Genomic DNA, 20,569 nt, shown 5'->3' with positions numbered 1-20,569 from the left:
TCCGCCCCCGGCGGAACCGGGGGCGGATCACCTTCTCGGCAAAAGCGGAGGTCAGTCCTCCGTCGAGGCCGTCACCGACGGCGACGACTGCTGGGCCGCGGCCGCCGTCTTCTTCGACGCCGTCTTCTTCGCGGTCGTCTTGGCGGCGGCCGACTTGGTGGTCGTCGCCGCCTTCTTGGCCGTCGTCTTCTTGGCGGCGGTCTTCTTCGCCGTCGTCTTCTTCGTGGCGGCCTTCTTCGCCGTGGCCTTCTTGGCCGTCTTGCGGGCCGTCTTCTTGGCCGGAGCGGTCTCCTCCGCGGCGGCCTCGGCGGCGGGCGCCTCCTCGGCCTCCCCGGTGGCGGCGGCCTGCTCCTCCGCCGGCGCCGACGCGACGACCACGACGGCCGCCTCCTCGGACGCGGTGGACGTGCTCGGCTTGCGCACCGCACGGCGGCGCGGACGGGCCGGGGCCTCGGGCTCGGCGGGCTCCTCGGACGGGGCCGCCTCCGCGGGCTGCGGCTCGGGCGCCTCGGCGACCGGGGCCGCGGGCTCCGTGACCGTCACCACCGCGGCCTCCGCCCCCGCCGGGGAACCGGCCGGCGCGGACACCTTGCGGGTGGCCCGGCGACGCGTACGGCCCTTGGGAGCGGCCTCCTCGGCGACCGGCTCGGGAACCACCGCGTCCTCGACGGCCGCGGGCTCGGCCAGCGCCTCGGCGGCCGACTCCGGCTGCACCGGACGCGCGGCCTCCTCGGCGGCCGTCACGTCCTGCGCCGTCGGCACCGCGGCCTGAGCCTTCTCGGACACCTCGTCCTTCTCGGCGGCCTCGGCGCGCTGCCGGCCGGCCCGGGCGGTCTCCCGCTTCGGCGCGCCCGCCGGGGCCGACACCCGCCGGCTCGCCCGGCGGCGCGTGCGCCCACGGGTGGCCGCGGCCTCCGCCTCGGCGGCGCTGCTGTACAGCTCCTCGTCCGGCACGAACTCGGGCGCCGGGAGCGCGACCGGCGCGGCGGCCTCGGCGGCGACCTCGGCCACCGTCTCCTCCTCCGCCTCCTGCTCGGCCGTCTCGACGCCCGCGACGGCCTCGTGCTCGTGCGGCTGCTCCGCCGCACCGGCACGCGCCCGCTTCCGGCGCTTGCCCCCGCCACCGACGGCGGAGGGCTGCTCCAGGTGCACGATGACACCGCGCCCGTTGCAGTGGACGCAGGTCTCCGAGAACGACTCCAGCAGGCCCTGGCCGACCCGCTTGCGGGTCATCTGGACCAGGCCCAGCGAGGTCACCTCGGCGACCTGGTGCTTCGTACGGTCCCGGCCCAGGCACTCCAGCAGGCGCCGCAGGACGAGGTCCCGGTTGGACTCCAGCACCATGTCGATGAAGTCGATCACGATGATGCCGCCGAGGTCGCGCAGCCGCAGCTGACGCACGATCTCCTCGGCCGCCTCCAGGTTGTTCCTGGTGACCGTCTCCTCGAGGTTGCCGCCCTGACCGGTGAACTTGCCGGTGTTGACGTCGATGACGACCATCGCCTCGGTCCGGTCGATCACCAGCGAACCGCCGCTGGGCAGCCAGACCTTGCGGTCCAGCGCCTTGGCGAGCTGCTCGTCGATCCGGTACGTGGCGAAGACGTCGACCTCGCTGGTCCACCGGGACAGCCGCTCGGCCAGGTCCGGCGCCACGTGCGACACGTACCCGTGGACGGTCTGCCAGGCCTCGTCACCGCTGACGACGACCTTGGTGAAGTCCTCGTTGAAGATGTCCCGCACGACCCGGACGGTCATGTCCGGCTCGCCGTACAGCAGCGTCGGCGCGCTGCCGCCGTTCTTGGACTTCTTCTTGATCTCCTCCCACTGCGCCTGCAGACGCTCGACGTCACGGCGCAGCTCGTCCTCGCTCGCGCCCTCGGCGGCGGTGCGCACGATGACGCCCGCGTCCTCGGGGACGACCTTCTTGAGGATGGTCTTCAGCCGGGCCCGCTCGGTGTCGGGCAGCTTGCGGCTGATGCCGGTCATCGAGCCCTCGGGGACGTACACGAGGTAGCGGCCCGGGAGGGAGACCTGGCTGGTGAGGCGGGCGCCCTTGTGGCCGATCGGGTCCTTGGTCACCTGGACCAGGACCGACTGCCCCGACTTCAGCGCGGACTCGATGCGGCGGGGGCCGCCCGACATGCCGAGCGCCTCGAAGTTGACCTCACCGGCGTAGAGCACGGCGTTGCGGCCCTTGCCGATGTCGATGAAGGCGGCCTCCATCGACGGCAGCACGTTCTGCACCTTGCCGAGGTAGACGTTCCCGACGTACGAGGTCGCCTGCTCCTTGTTGACGTAGTGCTCGACGAGCACGCCGTCCTCCAGGACGCCGATCTGCGTGCGGTCGCCGTGCTGGCGGACCACCATGACGCGCTCGACGGCCTCGCGGCGGGCCAGGAACTCGGCCTCGGTGATGATCGGCACCCGGCGGCGGCCCTGCTCACGGCCCTCGCGGCGGCGCTGCTTCTTGGCCTCCAGACGCGTGGAGCCCTTGATGGACTGCACCTCGTCCGACGGCTCGGCGGCCTTGCGCGGCTCGCGCACCTTGACGACGGTGCGCTCGGGGTCGTCGGAGGCGTGCTCGCCCTCGCCCCCGCTGTCACCGGCGCGGCGACGACGGCGACGGCGGCGACGGCTGCTGCTGGACCCGGCGCCGGAGTCGTCGCGGCCCTCGTCGGACTCGTCCTCGGCGTCGTCCTCGTCCTGCTCGGCGGTGTCCTCGGCGTCCTGGGCGGCCTGCTCGGCGGAGACCCGGTCGAGGTCGGCGTCGCCGGGCTCGCCGCCCTCGCCGTCGGTCTCGGCGGACTCACCGCGACGGCGGCGACGGCCACCGCGACGACGGCGCCGGCGCGAACCGGCGGCCTCGCCCTCGTCCTGGTCCTCGGCGTCGGCGTGGTCCTCGGCCGGCTCCTCGGCCTCCTCCGCCTCGTCCTCGGCGGGCGCCTCGGGAGCGGTCACGGCGGCGGGCACGGTCTCGGCCTCGTCGCCCGCGCCCCGGCGCCGGCGACGGCGGCGGGAGGCGGCGGGCTGCTCCTCCAGCAGCTCCTCGGTCTCCTCCGGCTCCACCGGTGCGGCGACCTCGGCCGCCGCCTCGGCGGCGGCGCGCTCGGGGGTCTGGAAGCGGGGCTCGGTGAACACCGGCGGCTGGAACACCGCGACGGCGGGACGCGCGGGGCGCCGCGACGAGGTCTCCGTCTCGGCGGGCTCGGCGGACCGGTCGGTCTCGGCCCGGGCGGAACGCGCGGGCTCGGCGAATCCGGCGGCGGCCTTGCGGACCACACGGCGACGGCGCCGCGGAGCGGCGTCCTCGGCGGGGGCCTCGGCGGCGTCCTCGGCGCTCTCCGGCGCCGGTGCGGCCTGGGCGGCCCGCGCGGCCCGGGTGGTCTTCCTCTTCGCGGTGGTCCCCTCGGCGGGCACCTCGACGGTCTCCGCGGGAACCCGCGCCGCCGTCTCGGCGGGGGTCTCGGCCACGGCGGTCTCTTCGGCGGCAGCGGCGGCGGGGGCGGCCTGCGCGGACTCGCCCGCGTCGCCCTCCGCCGTCCCGGCGGCCACCGGCGCACCGGCGGGCGCGGAGGCCCGCCGCGCGGCGCGCCGCCGGGTGCGGCGCGGAGCGGCGTCCTCGGGGGTCTCGGGAATCTCGGCGGTCTCGGAGACCTCGGCGGCCTCCGGCGTCCGGGCGGTCTCGGCGGGGACCTCGGCGGTCGCCACCGGCTCGGCGGCCTCGGCGCTCCGCGCCGTCTCGGCGGCGGTCGCCGTCGGCGAGGTCACGCTGCGCATCGCACGACGGCGGGAACGCCGGGGAGCGGCGTCCTCGGCCGGCTCGGCGGCGACGGCGGCCGGCTCGGGGGCCGCGGCGGTCTCGGGCGCGCTCTGCACCGCCGGTACGACGGTCTCGGCGGCCTCCGCCGACGCGGGCGCCCCGGCGGGCGCGGCCGCACGGCGCACCACACGGCGACGCCGCGGCGCGGGCGCGGCCTCGGCGGCCTCGGTCTCCTTCTCGACCACGCCCTCGGCGGCCTCCTGCTCCTCCTCGGGCTCAGCGGGCCCGGAAGTCGCGGTGGCGTCGGCGGACCCGGCCTGCGCGGCCGGTATGGCCGGAGCGACGGTCTCGGCCGTCACCTCGGCCGTCGCGGCGGGCGGTCCCGCCGGACGTGACGCGGCACGGCGCCGCCGGCGCGGCGGCAGGGTGTCGCTCGGAGTGTTCGGTTCGGAGCCCTCGGTGGGCTCGATCGGTTCGAGCATGCGGGCGTTTCTCCCGTCAGGCTCCCGGGCGCCGCACCCGGTCCGGCGATGCCGGTGACGTCCGCGGCTCGCGCGATGCGCGTCTGCCGCCGTCCGGGGCGCGGGCGCCGCACGGGAGCTCTCTGTGTCCTGTCTCGCCGGTTCCGTACGCCGAATGCGTACGGCCTGGCGAAAGTCTTCTGGTCGGTGCGCTGCCCGCCCCAGGTGGCTCCCGAGTGCGAGGGCGGCGCTTACGACGTCCGTCCCTACGCGGGACCTTCCCTACGCGGGCGCCGTCGCGGCGGCAGTCGCGCCGGCCGGTTTCGGCTCGGTCGCTGCTGCCTCGCGGTCGGGCGCGAGCGGGTCGGTCACCGTGCCGGTCTCTTCATCGAACAGCCCCTGCGCCAGCCTGGTCACCGCTGCGGGGACCGGCGGCGCCAGGTCGGCCACGGCGCGGAGACCGGACAGGACGTCGTCGGGTCGTACGGCAGGCGTCACGTGCCGAACAACCAGCCGCAGTATCGCACAGGGCTGGTCGGTCGGCCTATCAGCCGGTGAGGAGTGCGTTTCCGAGCTCTCCAGCGCCGCGACCGCCGAACGGGCGTCGAAGGTGCGGACGCCGTTCTTGGTCAGGCGCTGGACCTCGACGGTCCCGGCCGCGTTGAAGGCGTCCACCGCTCGGCGGGCGTCCTCGGGGGCGACACCGTCCAGCCGCAGCTCCCACACGGAGGCCGTCAGCCGGTCGGCGAGCCCCGATGTGCGGGCCTCGACCGCGTCGACGATGTCGAGCCCGGCGGGCAGCGACTCGTCGAGGAGGGCCCGGAGCCGCTCGGGGTCGCGCGGCTCGGTGAGCGCGATCTCCAGGTACTCCGCCTCACTGCCCGTGCCGGTGGGTGCGGCATTGGCGTACGACACCTTCGGGTGCGGCGTGAACCCCGCCGAGTACGCCATCGGCACCCCGGCACGGCGCAACGCACGCTCGAAGGCGCGCTGGAAGTCACGGTGGCTGGTGAACCGGAGGCGGCCGCGCTTGGTGTAGCGCAGTCGGATGCGCTGCACCGCGGGTGCGGGCGGCGGGCCTTCGGGCTGGCGCTTACCCAGTGTCGTTCAGTCCTTCGTGAGAGCGGTCGTACTGCTACCAAGAGTACGTGCCTGCGGGCCGGTAGGTTCCCGGCGGTCCGCGACCTGCGGTTTCCCCGGTTCGCCGACCGGTTCGGCGACCGGCCCGGAGATCGGTGCGGAGATCGGGGCGGAGATCGGGGCGGAGATCGGGGCGGCGACCGGTCGCGCCACGGGTTCAGCGGCCCGAGAGGGGACCGGTTCGCGGGCCGGGCCGCCGAGCAGCAGCCGGCGGAAGTCGGCGCGCGCCTGCCGGACCGACGCGCGGGCGGCGGCGAGGGCCTGCCCGCCGGCCCGCCCCACCGCGCGCGCGGCCCGGGCGGCGGGCCGCAGCACGCCGTCGCGCACCACGTGCCCCACGGGGGTCAGCACACTCCGGTACACCCACCGCACCGGCTCCACGAAGACCCACCGGAACACCGACGCGAGGAACCGCCCGACGGCGAGCGAGACATACCCGGCGACCCGCCAGGCGTGACCGAGGGCGGCCCCGACCTCCCGGGCGACGACGGCGAGCACCCGGCCGACCGGCACCAGGACCCAGCGCCACACCGCCGCCGCCGGCAGCACCAGCAGGATCCGGGCGATCCAGTACAGGGCCGTGCCGATCCCCGTGACGATCGTCGTCACCAGCCACACCAGGCCCTTGCCGCACCACAGGAGCCCCCTGCCGCACCAGGCGATCGCGCGCCCCACCGGCGCGAGGACCCACCGGTACACCCACACCGAGGGCACGACGACGAGGTACCGCCCCAGCCAGGCCAGCCCCGCCCACACCCCGGCGCCGATCGCGGCCAGCAGGTGCCCGAACGGGGTCAGCACCCGCGCGTACAGCCAGACGAGCGCATGACCGAGGGGCGTCAGCACATAGCGGTAGAAGGCCAGGGCGGGAAGGACCAGCAGCACGTTCCCCAGCCAGAGCAGTCCCTTGCCCAGCGGCACGAGGAGGTACCGCCACAACCCCACGAACGGCCACACGAACACCGCCCGGCCCACCCACAGCAGCACCCGTCCCAGGGGCCGCAGGACGGTGTCGTTCAGGAACCGCCCGGCGACGACGCACGCGTCCCACACCATCCGCACCGGCACGACCAGCACGAGCACCACGATCCGCACCGGAATGCGCACCGCCACGACGAGACACCCCTCGGGCGCGGGCGACGGCGCGGGCGGCGGCGCGGGCGACTTCTCGAGATCCATACCCGACAGGACGCAGCAGCGGCCCGTACGGATCCCCGGTCCGCCGAACCGTTCCCCTCATATGCTGAACGCCGATCGAAAAAACAGAATTCCGAGAATTTATATAAAGCAATGGTCCCCACGGCCGTTCACTCATTTGCCACGCATCCAAGCGAAAGACCCGCCGTTAGTTGCTATATGACGAAGGGAAGCAGGTCAGGGCCGCTCCAACTGCCCGTCACACAGCCGCACTCGGGTGATATGCACGCCGATCCGATGAATCAATCGTGACATGAATGATGAACACTACGACCCTCTTTGGTACGGCTCCGGCGGCTCGGCCCCATTCGACGGCGCAGGCACCGGACGGCACCGGGCGGGCGCCGTCTACACGGACCCCGTGGAACCGGCCGTCCCTCCCTGGGACCCGGCCGAGGAACTGGCCTATCTGCTCCAGGAAGCCCGCGGCGAGGAGTTCGGCAGGGCCGCCTTCCCGCAGCCCCGCGAGGAGTCCTCGGTCACCGCGCCCCCCGCCGGCAGCCCGATGGGCAACCTGCAAGAGATCACAGCCGAACTCCCGCCCCTGCGCGGGGCCCCGCGCGGCCACCGCAAGCACACCCCGCGCAGACGCCCCGACGCGCTGCGCATCGCCAGCTACGTCATCGCCGCCCTGGCGGCGGTCACCGTGTCGATGGTCAGCGTCTTCAGCGGGGTGGTCACCTACGAACCGCTGCTCCTCGTCACCACCGCGCACAGCAGCGGCAGTTCCGCGGCCTGGTGGCCCGTGCTGGTCTACGGCCCCTGGCTGGCGGGATCGCTGTCCATCCTGCGCGCGGCACTGCACCAACGACGCGCCCTGCACTCCTGGTTCGTCGTTCTCCTCTTCTCGTCCGTCGCCGTGCTGCTCTGCGTCGCCCAGGCGCCCCGGACCATCACCGACACCGCCGCCGCCGCACTCCCGGGAGTCGCCGCACTGGCGTGCTTCCAGCAACTCGTCCGCCAGATCACCCTGACCCGGCCGCCCCGGCGCACCGCACCCCGCCACCGCGTACGCCCGTACCGGCGCGACGTCCCCTAGCACCGGCGTCACGACGAGGAAGCGGCCCCCCGCAGGACAGCGGGGGGCCGCTTTCGTTCTCGGCACCCCGGTGGAGTGCCCCGCTCAGGTCAGTGCGCGTGACCGCTGGGCGCCTGCGCGGCGTTCTTGACGGTGAGCGGCAGCAGCTTCTTGCCGGTCGGACCGATCTGGATGCTCGTGTCCATCTGCGGGCACACCCCGCAGTCGAAGCACGGGGTCCAGCGGCAGTCGTCGACCTCCGTCTCGTCGAGGGCGTCCTGCCAGTCCTCCCACAGCCAGTCCTTGTCGAGGCCCGAGTCGAGGTGGTCCCAGGGCAGGACCTCCTCGTAGGTGCGCTCGCGGGTGGTGTACCAGTCGACGTCGACGCCGAACTGGGCGAGGGCCTTGTCGGCGCAGCCCATCCAGCGGTCGTAGGAGAAGTGCTCGCGCCAGCCGTCGAAGCGGCCGCCGTCCTCGTAGACCGCGCGGATGACGGCGCCGATGCGGCGGTCGCCGCGCGAGAGCAGGCCCTCGACGATGCCGGGCTTGCCGTCGTGGTAGCGGAAGCCGATGGAGCGGCCGTACTTCTTGTCGCCGCGGATCTTGTCGCGGAGCTTGGTGAGGCGCTCGTCCGTCTCCTCGGCGGACAGCTGCGGGGCCCACTGGAAGGGCGTGTGGGGCTTGGGGACGAAGCCGCCGATGGAGACCGTGCAGCGGATGTCGTTGGAGCCGGAGACCTCGCGGCCCTTGGCGATGACGCGGGTGGCCATGTCCGCGATCTGCAGGACGTCGTCATCGGTCTCGGTGGGCAGGCCGCACATGAAGTACAGCTTCACCTGGCGCCAGCCGTTGCCGTAGGCGGTGGCGACGGTGCGGATCAGGTCGTCCTCGGAGACCATCTTGTTGATGACCTTGCGGATGCGCTCCGAGCCGCCCTCGGGGGCGAAGGTCAGGCCCGAGCGGCGGCCGTTGCGGGTCAGCTCGTTGGCCAGGTCGATGTTGAAGGCGTCGACGCGGGTGGAGGGCAGGGAGAGGCCGATCTTGTCGTCCTCGTAGCGGTCGGCGAGGCCCTTGGCGATGTCGCCGATCTCCGTGTGGTCGGCGGAGGAGAGGGACAGCAGGCCGACCTCCTCGAAGCCGGTCGCCTTCAGGCCCTTGTCGACCATCTCGCCGATGCCGGTGATCGAGCGCTCGCGCACCGGGCGGGTGATCATGCCGGCCTGGCAGAAGCGGCAGCCGCGGGTGCAGCCGCGGAAGATCTCCACGGACATGCGCTCGTGGACCGTCTCGGCGAGCGGGACGAGGGGCTGCTTGGGGTAGGGCCACTCGTCGAGGTCCATCACCGTGTGCTTGGAGACGCGCCACGGCACGCCCGAGCGGTTCGGTACGACGCGGGCGATACGGCCGTCGGGGAGGTACTCGACGTCGTAGAAGCCGGGGACGTACACGCCGCCGGTCTTCGCCAGGCGCAGCAGGAGTTCCTCGCGGCCGCCGGGGCGGCCCTCGGCCTTCCAGGCGCGGATGATCGCGGTGATCTCCAGGACGGCCTGCTCGCCGTCGCCGATGACGGCGCAGTCGATGAAGTCGGCGATCGGCTCGGGGTTGAAGGCCGCGTGCCCGCCGGCCAGGACGACCGGGTCGTCGATGCCGCGGTCCTTGGACTCCAGCGGGATGCCGGCCAGGTCCAGGGCGGTGAGCATGTTGGTGTAGCCGAGCTCGGTGGAGAAGCTCAGGCCGAACACGTCGAAGGCCTTCACCGGGCGGTGGCCGTCGACGGTGAACTGCGGGACGTCGTGTTCCCGCATCAGCGCCTCGAGGTCCGGCCAGACGCTGTAGGTGCGCTCGGCCAGGACGCCGGCCTGCTCGTTGAGGACCTCGTAGAGGATCATGACGCCCTGGTTGGGCAGTCCGACCTCGTAGGCGTCGGGGTACATGAGCGCCCAGCGGACGTCGCAGCTCTCCCACGGCTTGACCGTGGAGTTGAGCTCTCCGCCGACGTACTGGATCGGCTTCTGCACATGCGGGAGCAGAGCTTCGAGCTGCGGAAACACAGACTTCACAGACTCGGCGGCTTCGGCAGGCATCTCGCGAACCTTCGTTGCTGACTGGGGGTCCCCCCGGCCGATGGCTGGGGGCGGGTGACCATCCAGACTAACGCGGCCGGGCGGGTTCCCCGTACGCCGATCAGAGGGCGGTGTCCTCGGTGATCGTCTCCCAGGCTTCGGGCAGGGCGTTCTCGGCGAGTTCGGCGCGGCGTTCCTCGCGGGCGTAGAGGACGCCGTAGGTGAAGGCGCTGTCGCCCGCCGCGTGGGCGACGGCGGAGAGTTCGCGCAGGGTCCTGCGGGCCATGACGCTGTCCTGGTGGTCGCCGAGCAGACTCTGGAGCGACTTCATGGACTTCACCAGGTCCTTCGCCGGGGTGCCGAGCGCGGGGGCGGCGGCCTCGGCCGCGTAGCGGGTGCGCTTGGTCTTCTTGCGGGCCTCGTGCAGGGCGGTGTCACGGTCCTCGCCGGGCGGGAGGCCGAGGGCCCGCCCGACGAGGCCGGCGAGCCGGTCGAAGTCCTTGCGTACGGCCTTGGCGAGCGGTTTGCCGGGGGCGGCGCCGGCCTTCTCGCGCAGGGGCGGGTCGGCGAGGACGGCGTCGAGGGTGTCGAGCAGGGTGAGGTAGCGGCGGGAGTCCAGGACGCCGGTGAGCCGGCCGTGGGCCGTGTGGTGGGCGGTGCCGGACCAGGCGGTGAGCCGGTCGGCGACGGGGCCGGAGACGAGCGGGGCGGGGAGGTCGTCCAGGGCGGACCTGAGGCGCTCGGCGAGCACTTCCTGGTCGCGGTCCCGGCCGAGCTCACCGGCCAGCCATTTCAGGTCGGTGCCGATCGGGTCGGTGACCTCCCGGTCGAGGAGGGCGCGGTAGCTGCGGAAGGTGCTGCGCAGGCGGCGGGTGGCGACTCGCATGCGGTGCACGGAGTCGGGTGTGTCCTGGCGGACGGCGGGGTCGAGGGCGACGAGGGCGTCCCGCTGGGCGCGGACGTAGGCGAGGACGTGGTCGCCGGCGGTGGCGGGTTTCCGGGGCGCCCGTGGACCGTGCGCGCGTGCTTGTCCGCCGGGTGCCGTCTCGGTGAGGGCCCTGGCCAGTTTGGAGGCCGCCGGTGCGGGGCGCACGCCGGCCTTGCGCAGCCGTTTGTCGACCTTGTCGAGGAAGGCGGGGTCCGCGTCGTCGGCGAGTTCGACCTCGATCTCGGTCCACTGGGCGGTGCCGCCGCTGCCGGTGAGGCGTTCGGCGTGGACGGTGTCGACGCTGACCTCGGCGAGCAGCCGGCCGTCGGTGTCCACGAGGTGGCGTACCTCGCGGTCGGAGCGGAGCCGGACGAGGGGCAGCAGTTCGCCGTCGCGGACGCGGGAGCGGACGAGGGCGGTCAGCTCGGCCGGGAGGGTGTCGGAGAGGGGGGCGCGGATCTCGTCGCGGACTCCGGGGGCGACGGGGAGTTTGAGGTGCCAGCCGGCGTCGGATCCGCCGGTGCGGCGGCGCAGGGTGACGGCGGACGCGGCGAGGCGTTCGTCGGCCGTGTCGTGGTAGGTGGCGTCGAGGTGGACGACGCCCTTGTCGAGGACGGCCGCCACGCCCGGCACGCGGGTCAGGTCGGGCAGCCCGCTGTCGTCGGACTCGTACTTTCGCTCGATCTCGCGCTTGATGTCCGCCATGGACCGAATCTAGTCGCCCGGGGTGGGGAGCGGCAGTGGGCGGCTCCGTGGGGGTGTCGCGTACAGGCGCAGGGGGTGGGGCGGCCGCGCGGGTGTCCGTGGGACGGGGCCGCGCGGCCGGGGGTCATGCGGACATGGGGCGCTGCACCCGGATCGACTGCAGCAGGCCCACCGCCAGCCAGACGGCGAACATCGACGAGCCGCCGTAGGAGACGAAGGGCAGGGGCAGGCCGGTGACCGGCATGATGCCGAGGGTCATGCCGATGTTCTCGAAGGCCTGGAAGGCGAACCAGGCGACGATGCCGGCGGCGACGATGGTGCCGTAGAGGTCGGTGGTGTCGCGGGCGATGCGGCAGGCGCGCCAGAGGATGACGCCGAGCAGGCCGATGATCAGTGCGCCGCCGACGAAGCCGAGTTCCTCGCCGGCGACGGTGAAGACGAAGTCGGTCTGCTGCTCGGGCACGAACTGGCCGGTGGTCTGGGAGCCGTGGAAGAGGCCCGAGCCGGTGAGTCCGCCGGAGCCGATGGCGATGCGGGCCTGGTTGGTGTTGTAGCCGACGCCGGCGGGGTCGAGTTCGGGGTTGGCGAAGGCGGCGAAGCGGTTGATCTGGTACTCGTCGAGGACGCCGAGCTGCCAGACGGTGACCGCGCCGAGCGCGCCGGCGCTCATCAGGCCGAAGATCCAGCGGTTGGAGGCGCCGGAGGCGAGCAGCACGCCGAGCACGATGATGACCATGACCATGACCGACCCGAGGTCGGGCATGAGCATCACGATCAGCATGGGGACGACGGCCAGGCCTAGGGCCTGGAGGACCGTGCGGTGGTCGGGGTAGGGCTTGTCGCCGGCGTCGACGCGGGCGGCGAGCAGCATCGCCATGCCCAGGATGATCGTGATCTTCACGAACTCGGAGGGCTGGAGGGAGAAGCCGCCGGGGAGCTTGATCCAGGAGTGGGCGCCGTTGATGGTGGAGCCCAGAGGGGTGAGCACCAGGAGGATCAGCAGGACGGAGACGCCGTAGAGGAGGGGGACCGCCGTGCGCAGGGCGCGGTGGCCCAGCCAGATGGCGCCGATCATCAGGGCGAGTCCGATGCCGGTGTTCAGCCAGTGGCGGACCAGGAAGTAGTAGGGGTCGCCCTGGTTCAGCTCGGTGCGGTTGCGGGTGGCCGAGTAGACCAGGAGCGAGCCCAGCAGGGACAGGGCGGTCGCCGCGAGCAGTATGGGCCAGTCGAGGCGGCGGGCCAGGGAGTCACGGGCGAAGATCCGTGTCCAGCCGGCCCGCTCGGGCCCGTACCCGGAGACCTGGAAGCTGTTGACGCCGCCGGTCATGCCGCCGTCCTCCGCGTCGCGGTGCGGGCGCGCCGGTGGGAGGCGCGGCCGCGGGCGCGGCCGTCACCGGGGCGTGGTCCGCCGCCCCGTCGTCGCTCGCGGCGGCGGGTGTCGCGGTTGCCGGTCTCCGGTGAGGGGACCGTGGCCGCCTGCTGGTCGGCGGGGTCGTCCTGGCCGTCCTGCGGGGTGGTGGCCTGGGCGTCGGGCGAGGGGGTCGCCCGGTCCTTGGCGGGGTCCTTGGAGACCTTCGGGGACTTGATGGTGCCGTCCGTGCGGACCGTGGGGAGGTCCTTCTGCGGTGTGGACAGCAGCGCCTTCTTCTTGTCGATCTCGCCTTCCGGGGAGACGCCGTACAGGGCGTTGTAGATGTTGCGCACGGCGGGGCCCGAGGCGCCGGAGCCGGTACCACCCTGGGAGATCGTCATGACGATCGAGTAGTCCTTGGTGTAGGTCGCGAACCAGGAGGTGGTCTGCTTGCCGTAGACCTCGGCGGTACCGGTCTTGGCGTGCATCGGGATCTCGTCCTGTGGCCAGCCCCCGAACCGCCACGCGGCCGTACCGCGGGTGGCGACTCCTTCGAGGGCTGCGTCTATCTGGCCGAGGGTCTTCTTGGTCATGGGCAGCTTGCCGTGCGAGCGGGGCTCGATCTCCGTGACGGTCCTGCCGTCGGGGCTGATGACGGCCTTGCCGACGGAGGGGTCGTAGAGGGTGCCGCCGTTGGAGATGGCCGCGTAGATGGTGGCCATCTGGATGGGGGTGACGAGGGTGTCGCCCTGCCCGATGGAGTAGTTGACGGAGTCACCCGCGCGCAGCCGGTTGCCTTCGAGGCAGTTCTCGTAGGCGATCTTCTCGGCGTAGCTGCCGTCCTTCTTCCCGTACTTGCACCAGGCGTCCTTGTTGGCCTTCCAGTAGTCGAGCTTCCACTGGCGGTCGGGGACGCGGCCGGTGACCTCGTTGGGCAGGTCGATGCCGGTCTCCTCGCCGAGGCCGAACTGGTGGGCGGTCTTGTAGAACCAGTCGTTGGCGTCCTTCTTCGGCTTGTTGCCGCCGTCCCGCTTCCACTCCTGGTGGGAGAGGCTGTAGAAGACGGTGTCGCAGGAGACCTCGAGGGCGCGGCCGAGGCTGATGGGGCCGTGGTTCTGGGACTCGAAGTTCTTGAAGACCTGTCCGCCGATGGAGTACGAGCTGGAGCAGTTGTAGGGGCCCTCGAAGCTGTACCCCGCGTTGATCGCGGCGGCTGTCGGGATCACCTTGAAGATGGAGCCGGGTGCGGACTGGCCCTGGATGGCGCGGTTGAGCAGCGGGTAGTTGGACTTCTTGCCGGTGAGGTTCGCGTAGTCCTTGGCGGAGATGCCGCCCACCCAGGCGTTGGGGTCGTAGGTCGGGTTGGAGGCCATGGCGACGACGCGGCCGGTCTTGGCCTCCATGACGACGACGGCGCCGGAGTCGGCCTCGTAGTTGCGGTTGGTGTTGCGGTCGTGTTCCTTGCGGGCGGCCTTCATCGCCTCGTTCAGCTCGTACTCGGCGATGCGCTGGACGCGGGAGTCGATGCTGGTGACGAGGTTGGCGCCGGGCTGGGCGGGGTCGTCCTCGGCCTTGCCGATGACGCGGCCGAGGTTGTCGACCTCGTAGCGGGTGACGCCGGCCTTGCCGCGCAGCTGCTTGTCGTACTGGCGCTCCAGTCCGGAGCGGCCCACCATGTCGGAGCGCAGGTAGGGGGAGCTGGTGTCCTGGGCCTGCTGGATCTCCTCGTCGGTGACGGGCGAGAGGTAGCCGAGGACCTGGGCGGTGTTGGCCTTGCCGGGGCTCGGGTAGCGGCGCAGGGCCTGCGGTTCGGCGGTGATGCCGGGGAAGTCCTCGGCGCGCTCGCGGATCTGCAGGGCCTGCTTGGCGGTGGCCTCGTCGGTGATGGGGATGGGCTGGTACGGCGAGCCGTTCCAGCAGGGCTGGGGGGTTTCGGCGTCGCAGAGCCGCACCTTCCGCATGACCTCCTCGGGGGTCATGCCGAGGACGCCGGCGAGCTTGGTGAGGACCGCCTTGCCGTCGTCCTTCATCTTCAGCAGGTCGGTGCGGGAGGCGGAGACGACCAGCCGGGTCTCGTTGTCCGCGAGGGCCACTCCGCGGGCGTCCAGGATGGAGCCGCGGACGGCGGGCTGGACGACCTGCTGGACGTGGTTGCCGGAGGCCTCCTTGGCGTACTGGTCGCCCTCGCGGATCTGGAGGTACCACAGGCGCCCGCCGAGGGTGCCGAGGAGGGAGATGACGAGGACCTGGATGACGACGAGCCGGATCTGGACCCGCGGGCTGCGGCCGGTCTCGGGGATGTTGGTCACGCGGTTGCCTCCCCCTCTCGGAGTGCGTACGAGTGTGTGGGTACGAGTGATGAACGGCCGGTGCGCGCCCCGCGGTTCCGTTCTCGATCACCCGTTCGAGTGAAGTTCCGGGAGGTCACAGGCGCTTGACCCCCTTGATGCGTCCGGCGCGCGCCACCCGGGCGCGGGCCGCCTTGACCCGCAGTCCGTTGCGCCGGCCGCCGATGCGCAGCCCGGTGCCGCCGGAGAGCCAGCCGGAGGAGATGTCGCCGGACTTGGCGGATCCGGTCTCGGCGAGCGGGTCGTTCTCGGCGCGGCGGGCCAGGGCCATGACGCCGGGGACGACGAACGGGGCGAGCAGCAGGTCGTACAGCGCGGCGGTGAACAGCAGGGAGCCGAGGCCGACATGGCGGGCGGCGGTGTCGCCGACGAGGGCGCCGACACCGGCGTAGAGCAGGGTGGAGCCGACGGCCGCGGCGACCACCACGGCCATGGGGCCGGTGGCGGACTTGACCTGCCCGGTCTCGGGTTTGACGAGTCCGGCGAGGTAGCCGATGACGCACAGCACGAGGGCGTAGCGCCCGGCGGCGTGGTCGGCGGGCGGGGCGAGGTCGGCGAGGAGTCCGGCGGCGAAGCCGACGAGGGCGCCGCCGACGTGGCCGTAGACCAGGGCGAGGCCGAGGACGGTGAGCAGCAGCAGGTCGGGGACGGCGCCCGGGAGGTGGAGGCGGGCGAGGACGCTCACCTGGATCACCAGGGCGACGACGACCAGTGAGCTGGAGAGCAGGATCCGGTTGACGCGCATGGGGTGACAGCTCCTACTGCTCTTGCTGGTACTGGCCGTCGGCAGGGGCGGAGGGCGTGACGGTCACCGTCACGGTGGGCGTGGGCTTCGGCTCGGACTTCTCGGGGAGCACCGTGTCGCGCGGGTCCTTCTCGGGGGCCTGGACGACGACGCCGACGACGTCGAGCTTGCTGAAGCTGACGTACGGGGTGACGTACAGGGTGCGGGTGAGGTCGCCGCCGGAGGGGTCGACGCGGGAGACGACGCCGACGGGGACGCCGGGCACGAACGGCTTGTCGGCCTGCGAGCCGAAGGTGACCAGGCGGTCGCCCTTCTTGACCTCGGCCTTGCCGTTGAGCAGTTCGACGCGCAGCGGGCGGTCGCCCTGGCCGGAGGCGAAGCCGAGTTCGTCACCGGCCTCCATGCGGGTGCCGACGGTGAAGTCGGGGTCGGTGGCGAGCAGCACGGTGGCGGTGTCCGGGCCGACGGTGGTGACGCGGCCGACGAGTCCGTCGCCGTTGAGGACGGTCATGTCGCGCTTGATGCCGTCGTTCGCGCCGGCGTCGATGGTGATGGTCCAGGAGAAGCCCTGGGCCGCTCCTATGGCGATGACCTGGGCGCCCTTGATGCCGTACTGGCCGCGGCCGGAGACCTTCAGCAGTTCGTCGAGCTGGGCGAGGCGGCTGCGGCTGCGGTCGTCGCTGCCGAGTTCGGCCTTGAGCGCGGCGTTCTCCCGCTCCAGTTCGGCGAGCCGGTCGTGCCGCTCGCCTGATTCGCGGACGGCGGTGACGGCGTTGCCGATGGGGTCGACCGCGCTGGACACGCCGTTCTCGATCGGGCCGAAGACGGTGACCGCGGCCTGCCGGGCACCGTCGACCGGTGAATCCTCCCCGCCGCGGATGTCCACCGTGATCAGTGCGAACGCGATGGCGATCAGCAGCACCAGGAGCAGCCGGCTCTCTCGTGTGTCCCTCACGTGCGGCGGCCGTGCCTTCCTCGTCGAGAACGGATTTGAGGTGTCGGGTTGTTCAGTTCTCCGGCGTTGGGAGCCGGGCTTTCGAGGCGTTGCGGGAGAGCTTATGCCGCGATATCAGCGATCCGCCGTACGAGAGAAGAACGTCCCGTACGGCGGAATCGAAGAATCGCGTCATCTGCGCGGCTGGGCGTCCAGCACCTGCTGGAGCGCCTCGAACTCCTCGACGCACTTGCCGGAACCGAGCGCGACGCTGTCCAGCGGGTCCTCGGCGATGTGGATCGGCATGCCCGTCTCCCGGCGCAGCCGCTCGTCGAGCCCGCGCAGCAGCGCTCCGCCGCCGGTCAGAACGATTCCTCGGTCCATGATGTCGCCGGACAGCTCCGGCGGGCACTTGTCGAGGGTCGTCTTGACGGCGTCGACGATGGCGTTGACCGGCTCCTCGATCGCCTTGCGCACTTCGGCGGCGGAGATCACCACGGTCTTCGGCAGCCCGGAGACGAGGTCCCGGCCACGGATTTCGGTGTGCTCGTCGGAGTCGAGTTCGTACGCCGAACCGATCGTGATCTTGATCTGTTCGGCCGTCCGCTCACCCAGCAGGAGGGAGTACTCCTTCTTGATGTGCTGGATGATCGCGTTGTCCAGTTCGTCGCCCGCGACGCGGATGGACTGGGCGGTGACGATGCCGCCGAGGGAGATGACCGCGACCTCCGTGGTGCCGCCGCCGATGTCCACGACCATGTTGCCGGTGGCCTCGTGGACCGGCAGCCCGGAGCCGATGGCGGCGGCCATGGGCTCCTCGATGATGTGCACCTGACGGGCGCCGGCCTGCGACGACGCCTCGATGACGGCGCGGCGCTCGACGCCGGTGATGCCCGAGGGCACGCAGACGACGACCCGCGGACGAGCCAGATACCGCCGCTTGTGGATCTTCAGGATGAAGTAGCGGAGCATCCGCTCGGTGATTTCGAAGTCGGCGATGACGCCGTCCTTCAGCGGACGCACGGCGACGATGTTGCCGGGTGTGCGCCCGATCATCTTCTTCGCTTCGGCACCGACCGCGAGGATGCCACCGGTGTTGGTGTTGATCGCGACGACGGACGGCTCGTTGAGTACGATCCCACGACCCCTGACGTACACCAGCGTGTTGGCGGTCCCGAGGTCGACAGCCATGTCACGGCCGATGAACGACATTGAGTTCCCCATCAGGATTCGTCTGGCCTTCCCACGAGCTTTTGAGGGCTTTTCAGGTCGGCGAGGTGGGTGCGGTGACGTGAAGGGTTCCATCGTAGACGCGCCTTCGCGAACACCGTGCGAGGGTCTTCGCCATTGTCATCAGACGGCGTGTCCCCCTGCTTGTGGAGACGGGCCATCGGGGGCATCCGTTCCCCCGAACGCCTCGCATATGCCAAAAATGGTCCGGGGGCAAAGCCCCCAGACCATCCGACAGGCGGCAAAGACGCTGAACGCGGCCGCGACGTGATCGTTATGCGCGAGGTTACGCGCGACCCGGGAAGAAGATCTTCACCTCGCGCTCGGCGGACTCCTCGGAGTCGGACGCGTGGATCAGGTTCTCCCGGACGATGACGCCGAAGTCGCCGCGGATCGAACCCGGCGCGGCGGCGATCGGGTCGGTGGGACCGGCCAGTTGGCGCACTCCCTCGATGACCCGCTCACCCTCGACGATCATCGCCACGACCGGGCCGGAGGCCATGAACTCGACCAGCGGCTCGTAGAACGGCTTGCCCTTGTGCTCGCCGTAGTGCTGCTCCAGCGTGTCCTGGTCCAGGGTGCGCAGCTCCAGCGCGGTGATCTGCCAGCCGGCCTTGCGCTCGATACGGCTGATGATCTCGCCGGTCAGGCCACGACGGACCGCGTCGGGCTTGAGCAGGACGAGGGTGCGCTGGGTCACGACGGAGCTCCTTGTGCGTGAAGTTGTGCGGGGAGATGAGGTTACCGGGCGTGTCGTGGCATCTGTCACGCAGCGTCAGGTTGGTCGGCCCCGGCGGCGAAACGGGCCTTCGCTTCGTCCACCTTCCGCCCGAAGTGCACCGACGCCCACCACAGCACCGCGAAGACCGCGCCCATGAAGAACATCATCGGGACGAAGACCCCGGAGGCGACGAGGGCGATCTGGAACGCCCAGCCGAGGGCCACACCGCCGGGCCGGGTGATCACCCCGCACAGGACCACCGACAGGAACATCGCGACACCGCAGACCGTCCACACCGTGCCGGTGGACAGGTCCGGGTCCTTCATCGCGACCAGACCGGCGAACCCGATGATGAAGAACTCGCCGATCAGCGTCGAAGCGCAGAGCGTACGCACGGTTTCCTCAGCCCTTTCCCAGGAGCAGCCGGGCCTCGCCGACGGTGATGACGGAACCGGTGACGAGCACACCGCCGCCCGCGAACTCGCCCTCCTCCTCGGCCAGCGTGATCGCGGCCTCCAGCGCGTCCGGCAGCCGCGGCTCGACCTGCACGCGGTCCTCGCCGAACACCTCGACGGCGATGCCCGCCAGCTCGTCGGCGTCCATCGCGCGGTGACTGGAGTTCTGGGTGACGACGACCTCGGCGAAGACCGGCTCGAACGCCTCCAGCAGCCCGCGCACGTTCTTGTCGCCGCTCGCGCCGACGACGCCGATGAGCCGGCTGAACTGGAACGCCTCCCCGATCGCCTCGGCGGCCGCCCGCGCGCCCGCCGGGTTGTGGGCGGCGTCCAGGACGACGGTCGGCGAGCGCCGTACGACCTCCAGCCGGCCCGGGGAGGCGACGGCGGCGAAGGCCTTGCGGACGGTGTCGATCTCGAGCTGCCCCTCGCGCTGCGCGCCGACGCCGAAGAACGCCTCCACCGCGGCGAGCGCCACGGCCGCGTTGTGCGCCTGGTGGGCGCCGTGCAGCGGGAGGAACACCTCCTCGTACTCGCCGCCGAGCCCGCGCAGCGTCACCAGCTGGCCGCCGACCGCGACCTGCCGGGCGACGACACCGAACTCCAGGCCCTCCCGGGCCACCGTCGCGTCCGCCTCGACGGCCTTCTTCAGCAGCACCTGCGCCGCGTCCACCGGCTGCTGCGCCATGATCACGGTGGCGTCGCGCTTGATGATGCCGGCCTTCTCGGAGGCGATCTCGCCGGGTGTGGAGCCGAGCCGGTCGGTGTGGTCCAGGTCGATGGGCGTCACCACGGCGACGCTCCCGTCGATCACGTTGGTCGCGTCCCAGCTGCCGCCCATGCCGACCTCGACGACGGCCACGTCCACGGGCGCGTCGGCGAAGGCGGCGTACGCCATGCCGGTGAGCACCTCGAAGAAGGACAGCCGGTACTCCTGCCGCGCGTCGACCATCTCGACGTACGGCTTGACGTCCTGGTACGTCTCGATGAACCGCTCGGCGGTGATCGGCGCCCCGTCGAGGCTGATCCGCTCGGTGATCGACTGGACGTGCGGGGAGGTGTAGCGGCCGGTGCGCAGCTCGAAGGCGCCGAGCAGGGCCTCGATCATGCGGGCCGTGGAGGTCTTGCCGTTCGTCCCCGTGATGTGGATCGAGGGGTACGTCCGCTGCGGCTCGCCCAGCACGTCCATCAGCGCGGAGATGCGGCTGACCGACGGCTCCAGCTTGGTCTCGCCCCAGCGGCCGGCCAGCTCCCCCTCCACCTCCCGCAGCGCCTTGTCGACCTCGGGGTCGGCCGGCCGGGCCGGGACCTCGGACTGCGGCGGGCCGCCCTGCGTGCGCAGGGTGCGGCTGCCGGCCTCGATCACCGCGAGGTCGGGGTCGCGGCGGGTCTCCTCCTCGACGAGCTCGGTGAACTCGTCAAAGGTGTCGTCCGGGTCGGGACCTGCTGATTCTGGGCGCTCGCTCACGCACCCAGTCTACGGAGCCGCCGGGGCGGCGCCCGGCTGCCCCGG

14 protein-coding genes are annotated in these 20,569 nt (G+C 72.0%); 1 reads left to right on the top strand and 13 read right to left on the bottom strand.

The window, feature by feature from the left end:
• Positions 1-51 precede the first annotated feature (51 nt).
• The 3 genes from FHX78_RS22745 to FHX78_RS22735 all read right to left on the bottom strand — a co-directional run bounded on the left by FHX78_RS22745 (position 52) and on the right by FHX78_RS22735 (position 6,540).
• Entirely contained in the window at positions 52-4,242 is a 4,191-nt protein-coding gene (locus FHX78_RS22745; protein ID WP_145869267.1) for an Rne/Rng family ribonuclease, read from the bottom strand.
• 261 nt (positions 4,243-4,503) lie between these two features.
• On the bottom strand, positions 4,504-5,280 hold the full coding sequence (locus tag FHX78_RS22740; RefSeq protein ID WP_145869266.1) for a TIGR03936 family radical SAM-associated protein: 777 nt from the start codon (positions 5,278-5,280) through the stop codon (positions 4,504-4,506).
• 48 nt (positions 5,281-5,328) lie between these two features.
• Positions 5,329-6,540: a hypothetical protein gene (locus FHX78_RS22735; protein ID WP_145869265.1), complete on the bottom strand. Its 1,212-nt coding sequence runs from the start codon at positions 6,538-6,540 to the stop codon at positions 5,329-5,331.
• Between the two features lie 271 nt (positions 6,541-6,811).
• On the opposite strand from FHX78_RS22735, the gene FHX78_RS22730 reads away from it, so the two are divergent.
• Positions 6,812-7,597 (top strand): DUF2637 domain-containing protein, encoded by a 786-nt coding sequence (locus FHX78_RS22730; protein ID WP_145869264.1) that lies wholly within the window; start codon positions 6,812-6,814, stop codon positions 7,595-7,597.
• An 89-nt stretch (positions 7,598-7,686) separates the two neighbouring features.
• Here FHX78_RS22730 and FHX78_RS22725 read toward each other — a convergent pair whose 3' ends face one another.
• The 10 genes from FHX78_RS22725 to folC form a co-directional block, all read right to left on the bottom strand.
• The gene (locus tag FHX78_RS22725; RefSeq protein WP_145869263.1) at positions 7,687-9,660 is read right to left on the bottom strand and encodes a TIGR03960 family B12-binding radical SAM protein; all 1,974 of its coding nucleotides are present in this window, start codon (positions 9,658-9,660) and stop codon (positions 7,687-7,689) included.
• Positions 9,661-9,760: 100 nt separating this feature from the next.
• On the bottom strand, positions 9,761-11,272 hold the full coding sequence (locus FHX78_RS22720) for a CYTH and CHAD domain-containing protein (RefSeq protein WP_145869262.1): 1,512 nt from the start codon (positions 11,270-11,272) through the stop codon (positions 9,761-9,763).
• Between the two features lie 124 nt (positions 11,273-11,396).
• Positions 11,397-12,599, bottom strand: coding sequence for a rod shape-determining protein RodA (rodA, locus tag FHX78_RS22715; RefSeq protein WP_145869261.1), 1,203 nt, complete (start codon positions 12,597-12,599; stop codon positions 11,397-11,399).
• Positions 12,596-14,932 (bottom strand): penicillin-binding protein 2, encoded by a 2,337-nt coding sequence (gene mrdA / locus FHX78_RS22710; RefSeq protein ID WP_145869260.1) that lies wholly within the window; start codon positions 14,930-14,932, stop codon positions 12,596-12,598. Before mrdA ends, rodA begins: the two co-directional genes overlap by 4 nt.
• A 115-nt stretch (positions 14,933-15,047) precedes the next feature.
• Positions 15,048-15,716: a rod shape-determining protein MreD gene (gene mreD / locus FHX78_RS22705; RefSeq protein ID WP_145869259.1), complete on the bottom strand. Its 669-nt coding sequence runs from the start codon at positions 15,714-15,716 to the stop codon at positions 15,048-15,050.
• Between the two features lie 13 nt (positions 15,717-15,729).
• A complete protein-coding gene (mreC, locus tag FHX78_RS22700) occupies positions 15,730-16,671 on the bottom strand; it encodes a rod shape-determining protein MreC (RefSeq protein WP_145869258.1) in 942 nt (313 codons plus the stop codon).
• A 171-nt stretch (positions 16,672-16,842) separates the two neighbouring features.
• The gene (locus FHX78_RS22695; protein ID WP_046734341.1) at positions 16,843-17,862 is read right to left on the bottom strand and encodes a rod shape-determining protein; all 1,020 of its coding nucleotides are present in this window, start codon (positions 17,860-17,862) and stop codon (positions 16,843-16,845) included.
• A 304-nt stretch (positions 17,863-18,166) separates the two neighbouring features.
• Complete coding sequence (ndk, locus tag FHX78_RS22690; RefSeq protein ID WP_145869257.1) at positions 18,167-18,580, bottom strand: nucleoside-diphosphate kinase; 414 nt, start codon at positions 18,578-18,580, stop codon at positions 18,167-18,169.
• A 65-nt stretch (positions 18,581-18,645) separates the two neighbouring features.
• Positions 18,646-18,996: a DUF4233 domain-containing protein gene (locus tag FHX78_RS22685; protein ID WP_145869256.1), complete on the bottom strand. Its 351-nt coding sequence runs from the start codon at positions 18,994-18,996 to the stop codon at positions 18,646-18,648.
• A gap of 7 nt (positions 18,997-19,003) precedes the next feature.
• Positions 19,004-20,524, bottom strand: a complete 1,521-nt coding sequence (gene folC / locus FHX78_RS22680) for a bifunctional tetrahydrofolate synthase/dihydrofolate synthase (RefSeq protein WP_145869255.1) — start codon at positions 20,522-20,524, stop codon at positions 19,004-19,006.
• Between the last annotated feature and the right edge of the window lie 45 nt (positions 20,525-20,569).

It is taken from the genome of Streptomyces capillispiralis (assembly GCF_007829875.1).
GTDB lineage: Bacteria > Actinomycetota > Actinomycetes > Streptomycetales > Streptomycetaceae > Streptomyces > Streptomyces capillispiralis.
This window is presented reverse-complemented; position numbering and strand designations above follow the sequence as displayed.